The sequence below is a fragment of the Novosphingobium sp. KACC 22771 genome (genome assembly GCF_028736195.1).
In the GTDB taxonomy this organism is placed as follows: domain Bacteria; phylum Pseudomonadota; class Alphaproteobacteria; order Sphingomonadales; family Sphingomonadaceae; genus Novosphingobium.
Genome location: NZ_CP117881.1, coordinates 848,837 through 867,965 on the forward strand (window position 1 = coordinate 848,837; position 19,129 = coordinate 867,965).

The 19,129-nt window shown below is 63.8% G+C and carries 19 protein-coding genes; 5 read left to right on the forward strand and 14 right to left on the reverse strand.

From position 1 onward, the window contains the following. Positions 1-215: 215 nt before the first annotated feature. Both PQ467_RS03725 and PQ467_RS03730 read left to right on the forward strand, forming a co-directional pair. The gene (locus PQ467_RS03725; RefSeq protein WP_274176081.1) at positions 216-1,136 is read left to right on the forward strand and encodes a PQQ-dependent catabolism-associated beta-propeller protein; all 921 of its coding nucleotides are present in this window, start codon (positions 216-218) and stop codon (positions 1,134-1,136) included. Positions 1,137-1,275: 139 nt separating this feature from the next. Next, positions 1,276-2,655, forward strand: a complete 1,380-nt coding sequence (locus PQ467_RS03730) for a porin (protein WP_274175211.1) — start codon at positions 1,276-1,278, stop codon at positions 2,653-2,655. 170 nt (positions 2,656-2,825) lie between these two features. Here the strand turns inward: PQ467_RS03730 and PQ467_RS03735 are convergent, their stop codons facing one another. From PQ467_RS03735 to PQ467_RS03745, 3 genes are all read right to left on the reverse strand, one after another. Then, positions 2,826-3,194: a c-type cytochrome gene (locus PQ467_RS03735; protein WP_274175212.1), complete on the reverse strand. Its 369-nt coding sequence runs from the start codon at positions 3,192-3,194 to the stop codon at positions 2,826-2,828. Between the two features lie 97 nt (positions 3,195-3,291). Next, positions 3,292-4,422 (reverse strand): pyridoxal phosphate-dependent aminotransferase, encoded by a 1,131-nt coding sequence (locus PQ467_RS03740; RefSeq protein WP_274175213.1) that lies wholly within the window; start codon positions 4,420-4,422, stop codon positions 3,292-3,294. A gap of 36 nt (positions 4,423-4,458) precedes the next feature. Then, the gene (locus tag PQ467_RS03745; RefSeq protein WP_274176082.1) at positions 4,459-5,724 is read right to left on the reverse strand and encodes an MFS transporter; all 1,266 of its coding nucleotides are present in this window, start codon (positions 5,722-5,724) and stop codon (positions 4,459-4,461) included. Positions 5,725-6,002: 278 nt separating this feature from the next. Here PQ467_RS03745 and PQ467_RS03750 point away from each other — a divergent pair, with 278 nt between their 5' ends. Further along, positions 6,003-6,962 (forward strand): bile acid:sodium symporter family protein, encoded by a 960-nt coding sequence (locus tag PQ467_RS03750; protein ID WP_274175214.1) that lies wholly within the window; start codon positions 6,003-6,005, stop codon positions 6,960-6,962. Between the two features lie 35 nt (positions 6,963-6,997). On the opposite strand, the gene PQ467_RS03755 is transcribed toward PQ467_RS03750, so the two are convergent. Together PQ467_RS03755 and PQ467_RS03760 are read right to left on the reverse strand one after the other, a co-directional pair. Beyond that, positions 6,998-7,951, reverse strand: coding sequence for an SDR family oxidoreductase (locus tag PQ467_RS03755; RefSeq protein ID WP_274175215.1), 954 nt, complete (start codon positions 7,949-7,951; stop codon positions 6,998-7,000). A 26-nt stretch (positions 7,952-7,977) separates the two neighbouring features. Next, complete coding sequence (locus tag PQ467_RS03760) at positions 7,978-8,856, reverse strand: 3-keto-5-aminohexanoate cleavage protein (protein ID WP_274175216.1); 879 nt, start codon at positions 8,854-8,856, stop codon at positions 7,978-7,980. A 175-nt stretch (positions 8,857-9,031) separates the two neighbouring features. Here PQ467_RS03760 and PQ467_RS03765 point away from each other — a divergent pair, with 175 nt between their 5' ends. Next, positions 9,032-9,853, forward strand: a complete 822-nt coding sequence (locus PQ467_RS03765; RefSeq protein ID WP_274175217.1) for a helix-turn-helix transcriptional regulator — start codon at positions 9,032-9,034, stop codon at positions 9,851-9,853. Between the two features lie 35 nt (positions 9,854-9,888). On the opposite strand, the gene PQ467_RS03770 is transcribed toward PQ467_RS03765, so the two are convergent. Genes PQ467_RS03770 through PQ467_RS03780 form a run of 3 tightly spaced genes read right to left on the reverse strand, consistent with a single transcriptional unit; the run spans position 9,889 to position 13,012 of the window. Then, the gene (locus PQ467_RS03770) at positions 9,889-11,316 is read right to left on the reverse strand and encodes an aldehyde dehydrogenase family protein (RefSeq protein WP_274175218.1); all 1,428 of its coding nucleotides are present in this window, start codon (positions 11,314-11,316) and stop codon (positions 9,889-9,891) included. Positions 11,317-11,333: 17 nt separating this feature from the next. Further along, positions 11,334-12,164, reverse strand: a complete 831-nt coding sequence (locus tag PQ467_RS03775) for a glutathione S-transferase family protein (RefSeq protein ID WP_274175219.1) — start codon at positions 12,162-12,164, stop codon at positions 11,334-11,336. Beyond that, positions 12,161-13,012 carry a beta-etherase gene (locus tag PQ467_RS03780; protein ID WP_274175220.1) on the reverse strand — a complete coding sequence of 284 codons (852 nt, stop codon included), beginning with the start codon at positions 13,010-13,012 and terminating at the stop codon, positions 12,161-12,163. The genes PQ467_RS03775 and PQ467_RS03780 overlap by 4 nt, the downstream gene beginning before the upstream one ends. Before the next feature lie 253 nt (positions 13,013-13,265). Between PQ467_RS03780 and PQ467_RS03785 the strand changes: the two genes are divergently transcribed. Continuing rightward, positions 13,266-13,925: a glutathione S-transferase family protein gene (locus tag PQ467_RS03785; RefSeq protein ID WP_274175221.1), complete on the forward strand. Its 660-nt coding sequence runs from the start codon at positions 13,266-13,268 to the stop codon at positions 13,923-13,925. On the opposite strand, the gene PQ467_RS03790 is transcribed toward PQ467_RS03785, so the two are convergent. From PQ467_RS03790 to PQ467_RS03815, 6 genes are all read right to left on the reverse strand, one after another. Further along, a complete protein-coding gene (locus PQ467_RS03790) occupies positions 13,922-14,125 on the reverse strand; it encodes a hypothetical protein (protein ID WP_274175222.1) in 204 nt (67 codons plus the stop codon). The genes PQ467_RS03785 and PQ467_RS03790 overlap by 4 nt on opposite strands. Next, positions 14,125-14,901 carry an SDR family NAD(P)-dependent oxidoreductase gene (locus tag PQ467_RS03795; protein WP_274175223.1) on the reverse strand — a complete coding sequence of 259 codons (777 nt, stop codon included), beginning with the start codon at positions 14,899-14,901 and terminating at the stop codon, positions 14,125-14,127. Before PQ467_RS03795 ends, PQ467_RS03790 begins: the two co-directional genes overlap by 1 nt. A gap of 67 nt (positions 14,902-14,968) precedes the next feature. After that, positions 14,969-15,394 carry a MerR family transcriptional regulator gene (locus PQ467_RS03800; RefSeq protein WP_274175224.1) on the reverse strand — a complete coding sequence of 142 codons (426 nt, stop codon included), beginning with the start codon at positions 15,392-15,394 and terminating at the stop codon, positions 14,969-14,971. Positions 15,395-15,466: 72 nt separating this feature from the next. Beyond that, positions 15,467-17,137, reverse strand: a complete 1,671-nt coding sequence (locus tag PQ467_RS03805) for a long-chain-fatty-acid--CoA ligase (RefSeq protein WP_274175225.1) — start codon at positions 17,135-17,137, stop codon at positions 15,467-15,469. A 37-nt stretch (positions 17,138-17,174) separates the two neighbouring features. Next, positions 17,175-18,476 (reverse strand): OmpP1/FadL family transporter, encoded by a 1,302-nt coding sequence (locus tag PQ467_RS03810; protein ID WP_274175226.1) that lies wholly within the window; start codon positions 18,474-18,476, stop codon positions 17,175-17,177. Between the two features lie 31 nt (positions 18,477-18,507). Then, complete coding sequence (locus PQ467_RS03815) at positions 18,508-18,912, reverse strand: DUF2147 domain-containing protein (RefSeq protein WP_274175227.1); 405 nt, start codon at positions 18,910-18,912, stop codon at positions 18,508-18,510. Between the last annotated feature and the right edge of the window lie 217 nt (positions 18,913-19,129).

Here is a 19,129-nt window from a genome sequence, read left to right on the forward strand (position 1 = left end):
CACAAGGCGGTGCCGATATGCCGGGCCCGCGTCTTTTGATTTCCGTATGGTAAGCTTATGATCCCCGCGAACAGGTCTGTATTGGACCTTGGTGCTATTCATGGTCTGATACGGGGGGATATGCTGCTGTCATGATAAAGAGAACTGCGCAGAATCACGCGATTCCCGCCCTGCTTATTGCCCTTTTGGGCAATGCGCTGATCCCCACCGCCGCCATGGCGCAAACGGCCCCTTTGATCGCCTATGTTTCCAACGAGCGGGGCAACTCGGTCAGCGTGATCGATCTGGCCGCGGGTAAGGCTGTGGCGACATGGAAAGTGGGCCAGCGCCCACGCGGTATTGCTCTTACCCGCGATGGCGCGCAGGTGCTGGTGGCCAGCGGGCTGGACAATTCGGTCGAGCTGCGCGACCGGACCAGCGGGGCCTTGGTGGCCCATCTGCCATCGGGTCAGGATCCTGAGCAATTCTACCCCTCACGCGATGGAAAATTGTTGTTTGTCAGCAATGAAGATGATGCGGCCATGACGGCGGTCGACCTGTCCACCCGCGCCGTGGCGTGGCAGGTGCCGGTGGGCAAGGAGCCCGAAGGCATCACCCAGAGCCCCGACGGCAAGGTGATTGTCGTGACCAGCGAGGATGGCAAACTGATCTCGTGGATTGATGCGGCCAGCCATCAGGTGGTGGCCACAACCGAGACCGAGGCCCGCCCGCGCCATGTCGAATTCACCGCCGACGGGCGCCAATTGTGGATCGCGGCGGAAATGGGCGGTGTGGTGCAGATCGCCGATCCGGCCACCCATGCCATCACCGCCACGATCAGTTTCGCCCCGCCCGGCGTCCAACCGATTCGCATCATGCCCTGCGGCATCCGCTTCACCCCCGACGGGCGCAAGGCGATTGTCGCGCTGGGCCGGGCCAACCATATCGCCATCGTCGATGTCGCCAGCCATGCGGTCGAGGCCTATGTGAAGGTGGGCCAGCGACCATGGCATCTGGCCATCACGCCCGATGGCGGGCGGGCCATTGTGGCCAACGGGATGAGCGATGATGTCAGCATCGTGGACCTGAACGCCCGCGCCGTGATCGCGACGATTCCGGCGGGCGCGGGGCCATGGGGCGTGGCCATTGCGCCGTGAACCCTTGCGGGTCTGATACCTAGGAACAAACCCGTTCTCCCAAAGTATCAGACCCGAAAGTCCAATTTCAAGACGGCCCTTTCGCGCCCCATTCTCCCATCACCACAGCAGATAAAGTGGATCGATAAGGGAGAGTATCATGCTCTGGAAAGTTCTGCTCGGCACCGCGAGTGCCGTGGCCATGATGGGGGTTTCGACCACAGCCTATGCCGGCAATTCGCAGGCATTGCTCAAGCGTCTGCACGACAAGGGCATCCTCTCGGACGCGGAATATAACGAATTGCTGAAGGACGAGGCTGAAGCGCCTGCTCCCGCAGCGGCTGCTCCGGTGGTGGCGGGGGATACCGCCAAATTCGTGCGCGCCACCGACAGCGGCATCGGCCTGCAGGTCGGTCCGGCCACGATCAAGTTTTCCGGCTCAGTCAACGGCTTCTATGTCTATGACAATGCGGCCAAGCCCGGCGCCAACACGGCCGTCACCGGCGGTATCGCCAGCGTGGGCGGCAACACCAGCGCGGTGCGCAACGGCCTGCTTCCCGGCTTCCTGAAGGTGGACGCCACCACGACCCAGAACGGATGGGATGTGGGCGCGCACTTTGGCATGTATCCGGGCATAAACAGCGCGGCATGGGGCGCGCTGGGCGCCAACAATGGCGGTCAGCCGACGGCTCTGGCCACCGCGGGCATCGATTTTCGCGAGACCTATCTGACCATTGGCCGCAAGGGTTTTGGCGAATTGAAGATCGGCCGCGCCATCGGCCTGTTTGGTTCCGAGGCGATCCTCAATGACATCACGCTGCTCTCCTCCGGCCCGACCGGCGGCAATGCGGCGCCTGCCAACACCACGCTGGGCCGCATCGGCTCGGGCTATATCTACACCGATTTCCAGCCGCAGATGACCTATACGACCCCCAGCATGAGCGGGTTCCAGGCATCGGTGGGCGTATTCCAGCCGCTCAATTCGCTGACGGCGGGCGCGCAGAACAATTCGAGCCCCGGCTTCCAGGGCAAGGTGACCTATGACGGCGCCTTTGATGCGGTCAAGCTCCACCTGTGGGCCTCGGGCATCACGCAGGAGCACAAGTTTGTGGCGGGCGGCAGCTATACCGGCCAGGGGCTTGATGTGGGCGCACGCACCTCGATCGGGCCGGTCACGCTGGTTGGCACCTATTACACTGCCAAGGGTCTGGGCACGACGGTGCTGAACCTGTTTGACACCGATGCTGCGGGCAAGCCGCGCAGCAGCGAGGGCTATTATCTGCAGGCCGCGTTGACGCAGGGCAAGTTCACCGTCGCGGGCAGCTATGGCGCCAGCTATCTCAACCATACCGACGCCGCCGATCGCGCCGCCAATCCGACGCTGGTGCGCGTGAACAGCAGCACGGTGGGGCAGTTGCGCTATGGTCTCAACAGCTGGGTGACGCTGATCGGCGAATATATCAACTCGAAGGCCAAGGCGCATAACGGCAATTCGGCCAGCAGCGATGCGGTGGCGCTGGGCGGTATTCTCTTCTTCTGAAGCCAAATTCTTCTGACGGACGCATCACATCCAAGGAAGATCGGGCGCGCGAGGGAAGGCTCGCGCGCCCTTTTTTGTGCGCAGCATAGCGGGGCGAGCGCAAGCAAAAGGGCGGGAAAGCCATAGCCCTCCCGCCCTCATGCGACCCTTTCGGGCTTATTGCGCGCGCTTTATTTCAGCGTCTTGAGCCAGGCGATCAGTTCGGCGCGCTTGGCCGCATCCTTGATTCCGGGGAAGGCCATGGCGGTGCCGGGCACCATCTGCATCGGCCCTGCGATCCACTTGTCCAGATTGGCGTCATCCCACTTCAGGTTCGCCTTCTTGAGCGCCTCGGTATAGTTGTGCTTGCCGGTGGCCGCCTTCTTGCCATAGACGCCCCACAGGTCCGGCCCGACCTTGTCCGCGCCGCCCTTTTCCGCATTGTGGCATACGGCGCAGCGCGAGGTGAAGGTGGCAGGCGTTGGCGCCGGGGCCGCAAAGGCCGTGGTGGCGGACAGCGCGATACCGCCCAGCGCCGCAATCATGGAAATGGACTTCATCATGGCATCCTCGTTTCTTGGGGGGATGCCAAGCCATGCCACGATGGGGCGGGGCGGGTGAATTGCACTTTGGGCCGGAATCGGCGGAGCGCGCCCTTTAACCTTGCCGTGCAAACCAGGGTATCATGCGCTCAATGGCCTCGTTTACCAGCGGCGTGGAAACGGCAAAGCTGAAGCGCATGAAGCGATGGCCATCCACCGGATCGAAATCCACCCCCGGCGCGCAGGCCACCCCGGTTTCCTGCAAAAGGCGGGTGCAGAATTCCATTGAGTCATTGGTGAGATGCCCAATATCGGCCCAGATGTAAAAAGCCCCATCCGGCGGCGCGATTTGCCCCAGACCGAGCGCAGGGAGAGCGGCCAGCATCGCCTCGCGATTGGCGGCATAGGTGGCGATATGGCCCTGCAGCTCCTCGTCGCAATCAAACGCGATCAGGCCTGCGTGCTGCGCCAAAACCGGCGGCGTCAGCATCAGATTGCTCATCCGCGCATAGGCGGCATCGACCAGATCCTCGGGCGCCACCAGCCAGCCCAGACGCCAGCCCGGCATCGAGAAATATTTCGAGAAACTGTTGACGATGAGGGCATCGGGCGCATGAACCAGCGCCGAAACGCAAGGCCCGGTATAGGACAGACCATGATAGATCTCGTCCGAGACGATGCGGATGCCGCGCCGCGCGCAGACCGCCGCGATGGCGGCCAGCTCGTCGGGCGCAATGATCGTGCCGGTGGGGTTGGCGGGGCTGGCGATGATGACGCCGTCGGGGGCGGGGTGGATCGCCTCCAAAGCCGCCGCTGTGATCTGATAACGCTCGGCCGCACCGCAGGGGATTTCCAGCGGCTCCATATGCAACGCGCGCAAGGTGTTGCGATAGGCGACATAGCCGGGACGGGCGCAGACGATCCGCGCACCCGGCGCAAAGGCGCTGGACAGGGCCAGCAGCAGGGCGGGCGAGGCGCCGCAGGTCAGGATCACCTGATCGGGCCGGATGGTCACGCCCTGCGTATCGGCATAATGGCGGGCGATGCGCTCTTTCAGGGGCGCGCTTTCCCAATAGCCCTGCGCCTCGGTGTCCAGCACCTGATGCGCCTTGGCCAGCGCGGCGGCGGGGGCGCTGGTCGATGGCTGGCCATATTCCATATGGATCACGCTGCGCCCTTCGGCGGCCAGCTTGTGGGCCAATTGGCCGATGGCCATCGCGCGGAACGGTTCGATAGGGGCGGTCATGATGCCGCCCCTAGCAGGATAGACCGGGCTTGAAAATCAGTGCCCGGCGTTTTCGCGATGCGGCATCACCAGCAAGGCCGCCGCGGCCACCAGCGAACCGCCCGACATCGCCAGCGCCACCACCGGCAGCCCCAGCTTGGCCTCGAACAGATAGCCCGCGACAATCGGCCCGGTGGCCGCGCCAAGGCGCCCCACGCCGATCACAAAGCCCGTGCCCGTGCCGCGCAGCGGGGTGGGGAAACTCTGGGCGATCAAGGCATAGAAGCCCACGATCACACTGTTGGTGCAGAAGGACACCGCCGCCGCCGCCATCGAGAGGCGCGTGAGATCCGCCGGCGATTGGCCAAACACCGCCACCAGCACCGTCGAGGCCACCATCATCACCATCAGCGTCGGGCGCAGCGGCAGGCGCAGCGCCGAGAGCGAGAACAGGATGGCCCCGATCAACCCGCCGACATTGGCCCAGACCAGCACGCCGCCCGCCGCCGAGGCCGGAAAACCCATATCGACGACAATCTTGGGCACCCATTTCAGCACGAAATAGAAGGTGAGAATATGGGCGAAATAGGAGACCAGCAGCAGCAGGCTGACCGCCCGCAATTCCGGCCCGAACAGATCAGCCACGCGCGCCTTGGGGGCGGTGTCCACCGGCGGCAGGGTATCGACCGGCGCATGGCCAAAGGCCCGCAGCGACTTGTTGACCTTTTCCAGCGTATTGGCCGGGCGGCGGTGGAGAAGCGCGTTGATCGGTTCGGGCATCAGCATCGGCACCAAAGGCAGCAGGATCAGCGCCAGCCCCGCGCCCAGATAGAACACATCGCGCCAATTGCCCGTCACCAGCATCTTGCTGGCAATCGTGCCGCCCACCACCGCGCCCAGCGGATAGCCCGCCGCCATCAGCGCGACGCCCGCGCTGCGCCAGCGGGTGTTGGCATATTCGGACGCCACCGCATTGGTCGCGGCCAACATGCCCCCGATGCCCAGCCCGGTGAACAGGCGGATCACCGCCAGCGAGGTAACATCCCAGGCCAGCGGGGCGGCGATCATGCCGATTGCCATAATGACAAGGCAGATGACCATCGTGGGAATGCGCCCCAGCCGATCGGTCAACCGGCCCAGCAGGATCGAGCCCGCCGCCATGCCGAAGATTTCCATCGAGAGCACATAGCCCAGCACCTTGCGCTCGACATGCCATTCTGCCGCGATACCGGGCGAGGCAAAGCTGATCGAGAGCACGTCGAAGCCGTCAAGGGCATTGAGCAGCGCGCACAGGGCAATGCCCACGATCTGGCGCCAGCCCATCGGGCTGTCGGCCAGCACCCGGCGCGGATCAACAGGGTTTTGGGGCGCAGATGCCAAAGTCTTTCTCCATCCTCTCGATACTGCCATTATCAACGCGGGCATTATTAACGCGGTTCGGACCTTTGATGCCCGTTGCCGGGCGATCCCGCAAGGGAATCGTCGCGCCCAATTGGTTATGGGTCATAGCGATATGTCAGCGCGCCGCCGCGTGCAAGCCGCAATCCTGCGGCCAAGCGCGGCATCTTGCCCTCGCGCGCGGCAATCTCTAGGCTTGAGAAATGCTTGACCGTCTCAAAACCGCTTTCGACCCGTATATTCTGGCGCTGCTCTCCACGGTGGCTTTGGCCTCGGTGCTGCCTGCGCGGGGCATGGGGGCGGCCTTGTTCGACCATGCGGCCGATGCGGCCATTGTGCTGCTGTTCTTTCTGCACGGCGCCAAACTCTCGCGTGAGGCGATTGTGGCGGGGGCGGGCCATTGGCGTCTGCATCTGGCCACGATGGGCACGACCTTTGCGCTTTTTCCCCTGCTGGGGCTGGGGCTGGCCGCTTTGCCGGGCCTGCCCGCGCTGGTGGCCTCGGGCATGCTGTTCCTGACGCTGCTGCCCTCGACGGTGCAAAGTTCGATTGCCTTTACCTCGATTGCGCGGGGCAATGTGGCCGCCGCTGTCTGCTCGGCCTCGTTTTCCAATCTGATCGGCATTTTCATCACGCCGCTGCTGGCCAGCCTGCTGATGGGCGGGAGCGGGGCCAGCATGTCTTGGGGTTCGGTCGAAAAGATCGTGCTGCAACTGCTGCTGCCCTTTGCGCTGGGCCATGGGCTGCGCCCGGTGATCGGCACCTTTGTATCACGGCACAAGGCGATGATCGGCTATGTCGATCGCGGCTCGATCCTGCTGGTGGTTTACACCGCCTTTTCCGCCGCCGTGGTCGAGGGCCTGTGGACCCATCTGCCGCTTTGGGAACTGGGGCTGATCGCGGGGCTTTGCGCCGTGCTGCTGGCCGTGGTGCTGGCCGCGACATGGGGTCTGGGCGCGATGCTGGGTTTTGAGCGGGCGGACCGGATCGTGCTGCTGTTCTGCGGCTCGAAGAAATCGCTGGCCAGCGGGGTGCCGATTGCGGGGGTGCTGTTCCCGGCGGCGCAGGTGGGCGTGGTGATCCTGCCGCTGATGCTGTTTCACCAGATCCAGTTGATGGCCTGCGCGGTGATTGCGCGGGGCCTGGCGCAGGACGAAAAGTAAAGCCCCCCGCCGCATGGGCAGGGGGCCTTACGGTTTTACGCCTCGGCGGTCTGCTTGGCGCGGCGGGCCGATTGATCGGCGAAAATCGGATTGTCGAGCAGGAAGAAGATCTCCTTGGCGCGGGCCTCGTTGATCTCCTCGTCCGGCACGCTGGCCATGATCGCGTCAAAGCGGCGCTGCATTCCGGGGCCGAATTCCGGGTGGGTCAGGATGTAGAGGTCGTTGCGGCGGATGCCCGCCAGCACGCGCTCGCCGACCTCGTCCTGGCTCATCCACAGCGGCGAGACGGGGCGGGCTTCCAGCTCTTCCTCGCGCTTCAGATATCCGGTGTCCTGCTTCTTGTCCTCCGGGCGCAATTCGCCGGAATGGGCAATGTTTGATTGCACCGGGCCGGGGCAAAAGGCCGAAATGCCGATGTTGATCGCGCCCAGTTCGCCCCGCGCAGCCTCGGTGATGCCGATGATCGCCGCCTTGGCCGCCGAATAGATCGCCGAATAGGAAATCGGGATCAGCCCGCTTTGCGACGATGTGGTGACCACCTGCCCGCCTTCGCCATGGGCCTTGATGCGCGGCAGGATGGTGACCAGCCCGTTGATGACCCCGCCAAGGTTCACCCCCATGCCCCAGTCCCAATCGTCATAGCGCGCATCCATGATCGGCCCCATCACGCCGATCCCGGCATTGCCGACCAGAATGTGGATCTTGCCGAAACGGGCCTCGGCCTTGTCGGCGGCGGCGGCATAGGCGGCGCGGTCGGTGACGTCGAGCTGGACCGTTTCCACCTGATCGTCGACGGCCAGATCAGCCTTGGCCTCGGCCAAGGCGCTTTCACGAATATCGGCGATCACCACATTGGCGCCCGCGCGCACCAGCGCGCGCGCAATGCCAAGGCCGATGCCATTGGCGCCGCCGGTGATGAACGCCGTCTTGCCGCGCACATCGGCCATCGGCGTGGCGCCCGCGGGCGCCTGAGGGGGATTAAATGCCATGATCCTCTCCTTTGATTTCGTTTGGTTCAGTTCTTCAGGCCCAGCATCGCGCGCGCCTCGCCGGGCGTGGCCAGATCGGCGCCCAGATGGTCGATCAATTCGGCCGCCCAGTTCACCATCTCGGCATTGTTCGCCGCCTGCCTGCCGCGCCGCAGATAGGTGCTGTCCTCAAAGCCGGTGCGCACATGGCCGCCCAGCAGCACCGATTGCGCCGCCATCGGGAAGGTGTGGCGCTGGATGCCAAAGCCGGTGAAGGTGGCGCCGCGCGGCAATTGGTTCTTGGAATATTGCATCGCCTCGGGCGTGGCGGGCAGGCCATATTTGGTGCCCAGCACAAAGGTATAGGGCGCATTTGCGGGCAACGCGCCCTCGGCGATCAGATCGGCGGCATAGACAAAATCGCCCGCCTCAAAGCATTCGATCTCGGGCAGCACGCCCGCGTCCTGGATCATATGGCCCAGCCGCGTCACCATCGGCTTCAGGTTGATCGCCGCCCCGCCCCACAGGTTCATCGTGCAGATGTCGAGCGTGCACATATCGGGTTTCAGGTCGAGGATATGTTCAAGCCGCTTTTCGGCGGTGAACATCAGCGTGCCGGGGCCGGGCAGGCTGGGGTCTTCCTCGCTCTGCATCCATGTGCAGCCGGGGCCGGTGGTGACGTTGAGGATGACATCACTGTTCTTGGCCCGGATCAGGCCGACGACCTCGCGGTAATCCTCCAGCTCGGTGCTGGGGTGGCCCGTCTCGCGGTCGCGCACGTGCAGATGGATGATCGAGGCCCCGGCGGCGGCGGCGTCCAGCGCTTCCTGCGCCACATGTTCGGGGCGGAAGGGGAAATCGGGATGTTTGGGCATCGGCCATGGCGAGCCGGTGACCGCGCAGGTGATAAAGACCTTATCGGCCATGAAAATGTCCTCTCCATTGGGGGAAAATGTTCTGATTCATGACCTATGCCCGTCTGGCAGGTGTTGAACAGGCCTGTGTCTGTGCCATTATTGAGAGTAACAGGAAGACAAGACTTTCACGCTGCGTCGTATAGTGTAAGGGGCGCGCAGGGAAAACGGGCAAGAGGCGAGAAACATGGCGCAAAGAGAGGAACTTACCCGCTTTCTCAAGGCCGCGCGCGGGCGTCTGGCGCCCACCGATGTCGGCCTGCCTGCGGGCGAACGTCGCCGCACGCGCGGGCTTCGCCGCGAGGAAGTGGCGACGCTCGCGGGCATGAGCGTCACATGGTACACATGGTTTGAACAGGGGCGCGAAGTCCAGCTTTCCGCCGCGATGATCGAGCGTCTGGGCAAGGCGCTGCGTCTGGAGCCGCAGGAGCGCGAATTTCTCTTCGCGCTGGCCCAGCATCGCCCGCCGCCGCTGACGGGCCGCGCCGACGAGGCCGTGCGCCCATCCACCCAGCAGTTGATGGACAGCCTGTCGATCCCCGCGCTGGTGATTGTCGAGGATTGGACCGTGGTGGGCTGGAACGCGCTGGTGACCCAGCTTTTCCGCGATTACGCCCCGCTCCCGCGTGAGGAGCGCAACCTGTTCCGCATCCTGATGCTGAACGAACGCTATCGGGCCGACCCGGAGCGCTATCGCGAAATGGCGCGCCGTCTCGTCGCGCGCTTTAAATGGGATTACAGCCGCACCGCCCAGCCGCAGGTGTTCGAAACGCTGATCGCCGAGATGCAGCAATCCTCCGACCTGTTCCGCGAATATTGGGAGGCCGCCGAGATCCGCAGCCACTTTGAGGATGTGAACAGCGCCACCCTGCCCGATGTGGGCGAGATCGCCTTTCACCACACGTCCTATGCGATTGAGGAAGTGCCGGGGCAGCGCCTCATCCTGTTCGCCCCCGCCGATCCGGCCAGCGCGGAGAAATTGCGCCGCCTGAGCGCCGAGATGGCATGAAAACAGGGGTGCGGCGGACCGCACCCCAACCTCAATTACGCCGGAAGCGCGCCGATCACCGACTTGACCTCCAGATATTCCTCGAGGCCGAATTTGCCGAATTCGCGGCCATTGCCCGACTGCTTGTATCCGCCAAAGGGCATGTCCATCGCCAAGCCGCCCGCGTTGACATAGACCGACCCTGCACGGATCTTGCCCACGATGGTTTTCGCCACGGCCGGATCGCCCGCGATATAGGCGCCAAGGCCGTAGGGCGTGTCATTGGCAATGGCGACCGCCTCATCCAGATCCTTGTACGGCAGGATGACCAGCACGGGGCCGAAGATTTCCTCGCGCGCAATGGCCATGTCATTGGTGACATTGGCAAACACGGTGGGCTTGACGAAATAGCCCTTGTCCACACCCTCGGGCAGGCCCAGACCGCCGGTGACCAGCGTCGCGCCTTCCTCGATGCCTTTTGCGATCAGGCCCTGGATCTTGTCGAACTGCGCCTTGTTGACCACCGGGCCGATATGGCCGCCCTCGGTCAGAGGATCGCCGACGGGCTTGCCGCCGAAGATTTCGCCCGCCAGCTTGGCCGCCTCATCATGCTGCGAGACATGCACCAGCATGCGCGTGGGCGCCACGCAGCTCTGTCCCGAATTGAGCAGGACGCCGCCGCAACCACCGGGCAGCGCCTTGTCGAGCGGCGTGCCGGGCAGGACGATGTTGGGTGATTTGCCGCCCAGTTCCTGCGTCACGCGCTTGACGGTGTCGGCGGCCGCCTTGGCCACCATGATCCCGGCGCGGGTCGATCCGGTAAAGCTGACCATGTCGATATCGGGATGGGCGGCCATCGCCGCGCCCACGCCCGGCCCGTCGCCCTGCACCAGATTGAACACGCCCGCCGGCACGCCCGCCGCGGCCAGAACCTCGGCAAAGACGGCGGCGCAGGTGGGAGCTTCTTCGGAGGGTTTCAGGACAATCGTGCAGCCCGCCGCCAACGCCGGGGCCACCTTGGCAACGATCTGGTTCATCGGCCAGTTCCACGGGGTGATCAGGCCCACCACGCCGATCGGTTCGCGCACGACCTTGTTATCGCCGATCTTTTCCTCAAACTCATAGGCCTGCAAAGCGGCCAGCGCATTGGCCAGATGGCCAAGGCCAGAGCCTGCCTGCGCGGTCGAGGAGGTGCTGATCGGGCAACCCATTTCGGTGCTGATCGCCTCGGCAATATCGCCGATCCGCGCCTTGTAGGCCTCGATGATCGCGCCCAGCAGGGCGATGCGCTCGTCCTTGCTGGTCTGGCTGAAGCTGGCAAAGGCGCGGCGTGCGGCGGCCACGGCGGCATCCACATCGGCGGCGGTGCCCAGCGTGATCTGGCTGGCCGCGCCTTCGGTGGCCGGGTTGATCACAGTGTGGGGGGTGCCGCCGATGCTGTCGACCCACTGGCCGTCGATGAAATTCTGCGGATAGTTCTTCATGGGGAAGGGTCCTTTTATCAGGCTGGGATCAGGCCAAGCTCGGCATCGCCGGCGGCATGGCCCCATTTGTCGCGGGGGGGCATGGGGCGGGCGCCCCATGGCGGATCGAGGGTGAAGCTGGAGATTTTGCGCCCTTCGGGAATGCGGCCATTGCCGCCGCCCTGGGCATAATCGTAATAGAGCGTCATCAACTCGCGGTGGCTGTGGATTTCGGCCACGGCGGGATGGGCAAGGCACGCCTCGCGCCAGCGCAGAACGCGCGTGAGGTTTTGCGGCACCGCATAATCCTCGTAATATTCAAGGAACCACAGGCGCTTGAACATGGGCGCAAAGGCGACCTCGGCCCAGCCGAAACGGTCGAACAGGAAATCACCATCCGGCGCATAATCGCGCAGGAAAGCATCCAGCCGCGCATATTGCGCATCGACCTCGGCCTTTAACGTATCACGCTGGGCCGGATCGCGGTTCAGGATCATCCGGTATCCCGCCCCGGTAAACGCCCCGTCGGTGGCGCAGAGCATCTGCTCGACGGCATGTTCATAGGGGTCGGATCGCGCGATGCGGACGCCGGGAAAGCGCTCGTCGAAATAGCGCAGGATGACCATGCTTTCTTTCAGCACCGCGCCATTTTCCAGCTCCAGCGCGGGCAGGGCGGTGGTGCCCCGCGTTTTGCGCAGCAGCCATTCCGGGCGGGGGCGCGAAATGTCGATGTCATGATGGGCCAGCCTTTCGGCCAGCCCTTTCAGTGACAGCAAAATCTCCACCCTTTCGGAAAAGGGGCAGCCCGGAATGTGATACATCCGCAAGGTCCCGCCGGGCGGCTCCTGCTCGCCAGAAGTATGCATCATGCGGGCGCTTTCTCGCCTTTTCCGGTGATATGGGCGGTTTCGGCCGCCGTGCTGGCCGGGCCGGTGTTGCGCTTGACCAGGCCCGCCACCAGCGAGGGGCCTTTGGCGAAGGGTTCGGGGTCGCCCTCGCGCAGTTGCAGGCCGAACAGCGGGCTCATGCCCGGAATGCGGCCCAGACCGCCGTAAAGGTCGAAACCGCGGTCGATCCAGTCGCGCAGCGGGTCATCCTCGGTCATCGGCGGCGTGTCGGCAATGCTGGCGGCCCAGAGGAACACCGCCAGCGCGCGATAATCGGCATAATTGGGCGTTTCGCCCCCCAGCCATTTGTGTTCGCGCAGGATGCCGCGCAGCAATTCCATTTCCGGCAGAACCTTGGGGAACACGTCTTCGCGCCCCACGATCAGCTCTTCCATCGGCTTGCCCCACATGCGCAGGCGCGATTCGGTGATGTATTCGATGTCATGCGGGAAGCAGCGGTCGCGATATTGCACCGCAAAGCAGCGCGCCCACGGGCCAACCACCGTCTTCCACAACCAGGTTTCGAGGAACTGGGTCAGCACCTTTACCGAAGGATCGCCGATCAGCGTGGGCCGGTCGGGATATTTGGCATCCAGATACTCGGCGATCAGCCAGCTATCGAGCACATATTCGCCATCATCGCAGATCACCGGCAGGCGTTCGGACCGCCCGCCCGTGCGATCGAGAATGCCGGTGAACCCGCCCGGCACCACGTCAAGATCAAAGCCCTTGTGTTTGAGCGCATATTTGGTGGCCCAGACGAAGGGGCTGGTGGTGCATCCGCTTTCGTGGGTCAGATCGAAAAAGGTGATCTTGTTATCCTTGGCCATGGACCGCTCCCGCTTGTTTGTATGTGTTACTGTCAATTTGGGCCAAGGTTTGGCCGCTGCCAAGGGGGAAACGAATACTATCAGCAAGAGTAACAGGATGGCGGCGCAGCCGATCCTGTCCGGCGAAACTGTCCCCCGAAACTGTCCCCCGAAACTGTCATCACCAATGATAGCGGGGGCGCTGGTCTTGTTGCCGGGGCAGGGTCGTGTTTGCTGCGGTCAAACGCCTAGGTCAGAGTATAAGGATGCCGCGATGCTCGAACTGTTTACTTCCGAAACGCCCAATGGCTGGAAAGCCACGATCCTGCTCGAGGAGCTGGGCGTGCCCTATAAGGTCACCCCGATTTCGCTGACCAATCACGAGCAGAAGACGCCGGAGTTTCTGGCCATCAACCCCAATGGCAAGATCCCTGCGCTGGTCGACGATGGTTTTGCGGTGTTCGAATCGGGCGCGATCCTGCTTTATCTGGCCGAGAAATTCGGCCGCTTCATCCCCGCCGACGCGCAGGGGCGCAGCCGCGCGATTCAATGGGTGATGTGGCAGGTGTCCGGCCTCGGCCCGATGATGGGGCAGGCGACGGTGTTCAACCGCTATTTCCCGGAAAAGCTGCCCTCGGTGATCGAACGCTATACGCGCGAAAGCCGCCGCCTGCTGGGCGTGCTGGATACGGCGCTGGAGGGGCGTGATTACCTTGTGGGCGATTATTCGATTGCCGACATCGCCTGCTTCCCATGGGTGCGCGGGCATGAATGGGCCGGGGTCACGCTCGATGGCCTGCCCAATATCGCCCGCTGGATGGCGGCGATTGGCGCGCGCCCGGCGGTGCAGTGCGGATTGCTGATCCCCACCCCGCCCACCGCCGAAGAGATGGCCGCCAAGACCACCACGCAGGGCAAATCTATTCTGGCTTAACTTTCAAACAGGTCGAGGAAGGCCACCACGTCATTGTCGGTGGCGATGAACAGGCCTTCCTGCACCTCGGCGCTTTGTTGCTCGGCAATCCGCATGGCTTCGCTGAGCGGGCCGTAGAACAAAGTGGTCGCCGCCCCGCCCTCCGGTCCGCCATCCAGATGATAGAGGCGGACCGAGGCATCCTGATACGTGGTGCGCATTATTTGCGCGCCATGGCAAAGGGGCTGAAAGCCTGCGCCACAGGCATGATCTCGATCGTGTTGACGTTCAAATGTTCGGGCAGGCGCAGCACCGCCTCGACCGTCTGGGCCACATCATCGGCCGACAGCGGCTTCATGCCCTGATAGACGGCGGCGGCCTTGTCCTTGTCGCCGCCAAAGCGGACCTGCGAAAATTCCGTCTCGCAGGCGCCCGGCTCCAGCGAGGTGACCTTGACCGGCGTGCCCAGCAGATCGGCGCGCAGGCCCAGCGAGAACTGGCGCACAAAGGCCTTGGTGCCGCCATAGACATTGCCGCCCGGATAGGGATAGGTGGCCGCCACGCTGGCGACATTGATGACATGGCCGCGCCCGCGCGCCACCATGCCGGGCAGCACCGCATGGGCAATGCGCACAACGCCCGTCACATTGGTTTCGATCATGGTTTCCCATTCGTCCAGATCGGCCGTATGCGCGGGGCCCAGACCCAGCGCCAGACCGGCATTGTTGAACAGGATGTCGATCCCGGCAAAACCCTCGGGCAGGGCGGCCAGCAGTTTCTCGCCGCAGTCCTTTTCCGTGACGTCCAGTTCGATGGTCAGCAGGCGGTCGGTATTCGCCTCTGCGGCCAGTTCATTCAACCGTTCGCGGCGGCGCCCGGTGGCGATCACCCGCGCCCCGCCCGCCAGCAACCGCAGCGCCACCGCCCGGCCAAAGCCCGAGGTGGCCCCCGTCACCAAGGCGATGTGGTTTTCGGCCCAATTGGCGGTGTCACTCATGGTCGGCTCCTGCTGCGTTGCAATAGTGGCGCAGGAGATAGGGGCGCGATCCGCCCCCGGCAAGCCTTTAACCCCCCGCCGCCGCGATCTCGGCCAGCGTTTCAGCTTCCAGCTTTTTCAGCTCGCCCACCGTTTCATCAATCGCCGCCCTTTGCCGCGCCAGCAGTTTCAGCCTTTCGCGGATGCGGCGCAGCAGCAGCTTCGATTGCTCGACATGCTCGGGGTCGGCATCATAAAGGTCGAGGAATTCGCTGATCTCGCGGATGGTGAAGCCAAGCCGTTTGCCGCGCAGGATCAATTGCATCCGCGCCACCTCGCGCCGCGCATAGATGCGCGTGTTGCCCACCCGCTGCGGCTCGATCAGACCCTTGTCCTCGTAAAAGCGCAAGGTGCGGTGGGTAACGCCCAGCATGCCCGCGACCTCCTGAATCCCCATCAGGTCGCGGTTCTTGCCAGACCCGTCCGTCCCGGCCCCCTCCTGTTTCGCGTCCATTTCACTATCCCCCATCGGTCTATTCGACCAAAATGCTGCGCTTTTCGCAAGGGGCCAGAAGGCCAAAGGATATCAGGGCTGGCCCTCGCGTTTGCGGCGCTCCTCCTCCACCAGTTCCTTTTTCGACAATTTGCCCACCAGCGTGCGCGGCAGATGGTCGCGGATCTCGATCTCCTTGGGGATCTCGATCTTGTTGAGATAGTCGCCAAGGAAGGCCAGCAATTCCTGCGGGCTGGCGCTCATCCCCGCGTGCAGCTTGATGAACAGCTTGGGGCTTTGCCCGCGATAGGCATCGGGAATGCCGATGGCGATGGCTTCCTCCACCGCCGGGTGGTGATAGGCGGCATCCTCGATCACGCGGGGATAGACGTTGAAGCCCCCGCACAGGATCACATCCTTCATCCGGTCAACCAGGAAGAGATAGCCCTCATCATCGAGATAGCCGATGTCGCCGGTGCGCAGTGCGCCATCGACAAAGGTCTTTTCGGTGTCATCGGGCCGGTTCCAATAGCCCTTCATCACCTGCGGCCCGCGCGCGCAGACTTCGCCGCGCTCGCCTGTCGGCAGGATTTCGCCGGTCTCCGGGTTGCGGATCTCGATGATCGTGGCCGGAAAAGCCGGGCCGCAACTGTTGTCCTTGATCCGCCCGTTGATCGGGTTGCAGGTGATGATGGGGCTTGCCTCCGACAGGCCATAGCCCTCGGTGATGATCGCGCCCGTCAGCTTTTCAAACGCCTGGCGGACATCGAGCGGCAGCGGCGCCCCGCCCGAAACGCAGGCGGACAGATGCGACAGATCGGGCGCCTCGCCGGGCGGCACGTCATTGTTCATCGCCACCCAGATCGTGGGCACGCCAAACATGATGGTGGGATTGGTGCGCCGGATCGTGGCCAGCATCTGTTTGAGGTCAAACCGGGCCAGCAGCACGATTTCGGCCGCAACCTCGATCGAGAAATTGAGCACCGTGGTCAGCGCAAAGACATGGAACATCGGAAGCACGCCCAGCACGCGCTCCTGTTCGCTCATCGCATGGCCCAGATGGGCCAACATCTGGGCCGAATTGGCGGTCAGATTGGCATGGCTGAGCATCGCGCCCTTGGGCGTGCCGGTGGTGCCGCCGGTATATTGCAGCACGGCCAGATCATGGGGATGACGCTCGATGGCGGGCATATCGGCCTTGCGCTCGATCAGGCGGAAGAAGCCGATATGCAGATCATCCTCGGAATAGCGCGCATGTTCGCGCCGTTTCAGCACCCGCCAGCCCAGCGATTGCAGCGTGGGCAGGATGGGGGCGAGCGGGCACATCACGATCTTTTCAATGCCCGCCGCCGGGCCGACTTCGCGCACCTTGGCATAAATGCTGGCCACATCGGGCACGGCGATCATCCGCGCGCCCGAATCGCGGATCAGGTGATCGATCTCACGCGCGGTATACATCGGATTCAGATTGACGATCACCGCCCCGATTTTGAGCGCGGCAAAATACATCACCACAAAATAGGGCGTGTTGGGCAGGCACAGCGCAAAGCGATCGCCCTTGCGCAGGCCCAGCGCGTAAAGCCCGCGCGCCGCCCGGTCGGCCAGACGCCCAACCTCGCCATAGGTCCATGTGCGGCCCAGAAAGTCGAGCGCGACCCGCTCGGCATGATGCTCGACCGCCTTGTCCAGCAGATCGGTGATCAGCCGTTCTTGCGGCATCCACCCTTCCTGCCCAAAGCTTTTGGCATCATCCACTGAAATCATCGCTCGCCCTTTCCGTTATTTTATCGGTATTTATGCGTCAGAGAGTCAATCGACCGCCCAGCGCCAGGATGAACACATGCGCCGAATTGACGGTGCCGTTCATCAGGATCGGCGTTTGTGCCGCCGTGCCGACATAGGCCGCCGTGGTGCGGTTGATCGGCCCGCTGTCCAGCGTCAGATAATTGACGCCGACATCGACCGCGAAACGCTTCGACATCTGGTGCGTGGCGCCCATGGCAAAGACCCAGCGGTTGGTGTCGGGCACGCGCGCATCGCGCTCGGTGCTGCGCACCGGGGTCAGGTCGCGCGCCACGCCGCTGCGCAGCGTCCAGCGCGGCGAAACGGCCACATCCACGCCCACCGCATAATTCCAGCTGTCGCGGTAATTTTCGGGGATCGCGGTGTTGAAGGGCGCGGCCAGACGGATCGCGTCAAACTTGGACCAGCCGGTGGCGGTGGCCTGTGCGTTGAGCGTGATTGCCGGGGTCACGGCATAACGGATGCCGAAAATCGCCTGCCATGGGGTGCTGAAGGAGGCCGAGGTGTTGACCGTGCCGTTATTGGCGGCCAGCGGCCCCAGCAGGCCTGCCACCGTCACCGAGCCTTTGAGCGTATGCTTGATCGAGGACTTGTAGCTGGCGGCGATGCTGACCGGGCCGCGCTGAAGCTGGAAACCGGCCGACCAGCCCATGTCCCACCCGTTGCCCGACAGTTTCTGCGACCCGTCGGCCAGCAGCGGCGAGAGGTTGGGCAGGGCATTGCCCAGTTCGGCCTTGGAATATTCGATATTGGCCGCAGCCCCGATGCGCAGGCCCGGCAGCACTTCAATGGCGAGGCCGGGCTGGATGTCGATGGTGCGCAGCGATGTGCGCAGCGCCGAATAGCGCGCCCAGCTGGTGGTGGGATAATCGGTGGTGAAATTATAGGGCGCGGTAATCGCCAGCCCCAGCGCCACCTTGTCGGTGAGGCCATAGGAGATCGCGCCGGTGGGCACGACGCCGTTTTCGATGGGGTTGCTGCTCACCTGATCGCCGCCGACCGGCGCGGGGGCCTGACCGGGGCGCACGATGATCGTGTTGACATTGGTCATCTTGGCCGTGGGCAGGATCGCGCTGGCGCCGACATGGATGGCGACGCCCTTTTGCCCGGCAATCGCGGACGGGTTCCACCACAGGGATTCAGGGCCGGTATCGGCCACTTCGCCCGAATAGGCGCGGCCCGTGGCCTTGGGGCTTTGTTCAACGATATAGAAGCCGCTGGCCATCGCCTGCGCCGGGATCAGGCCCAGCAGCAGCGTGGAGATTTTGGCGGCACGGGAAAATTTGCGAACCGAAGTCATATCTTGCCTCCCCTTCATGGGATTGTTGCGGTCAGCGCAAGCGCTTCCAGGTCTGGCTCTTGCACAAAGGCCAGACGATGCAACCCTTTACCTTGAGCGTGTCGCGGTCGATCATGGTCAGCGTGGCCTGATAGGTGCCGCCATCATCAGCGTTATAGATCGTCCCGCCGGTCCATTCGCCGCCCTTGGCGTGAAACCCCTGCAGGATCGTCAGGCCTTTGAGCAGACGGTCGCGCTGGGCGGCGTCCTTGTTCTTGGCATCGCGCAATTGCGGGTTGGTGCGCAGCGCGTCCGATTCCACCAGCCGCCCGCAGATCGAGGGGCCGCAGGCGGCAATTTCCACCACGCCATGCTTCGTTTCGGTCTGCCACCGGCCCAGCGCATCCTGGGGCGACGGCGCGGCCGCGGCCGCCAATATCCCTAACAGGGCAATCATCCTCTCGGCTCCTTCTCCAAACCTGCGCGTGGGGCTTGCGCCCAAAGGCCCAGGGCCGCAGGCGTACAGGTGCTTTGCTGCACTCTCATCCTGACGACGAATCAGTGTATGCCTCAAAATTCAGTTGACGTATAGGGAAAGTTAGGCACCTTTAGAGAAGAAGGGTGCGGGGCGTGATTCCCGTGCTACAACCCCGGCCAAGAATTCGAAAAAAAAG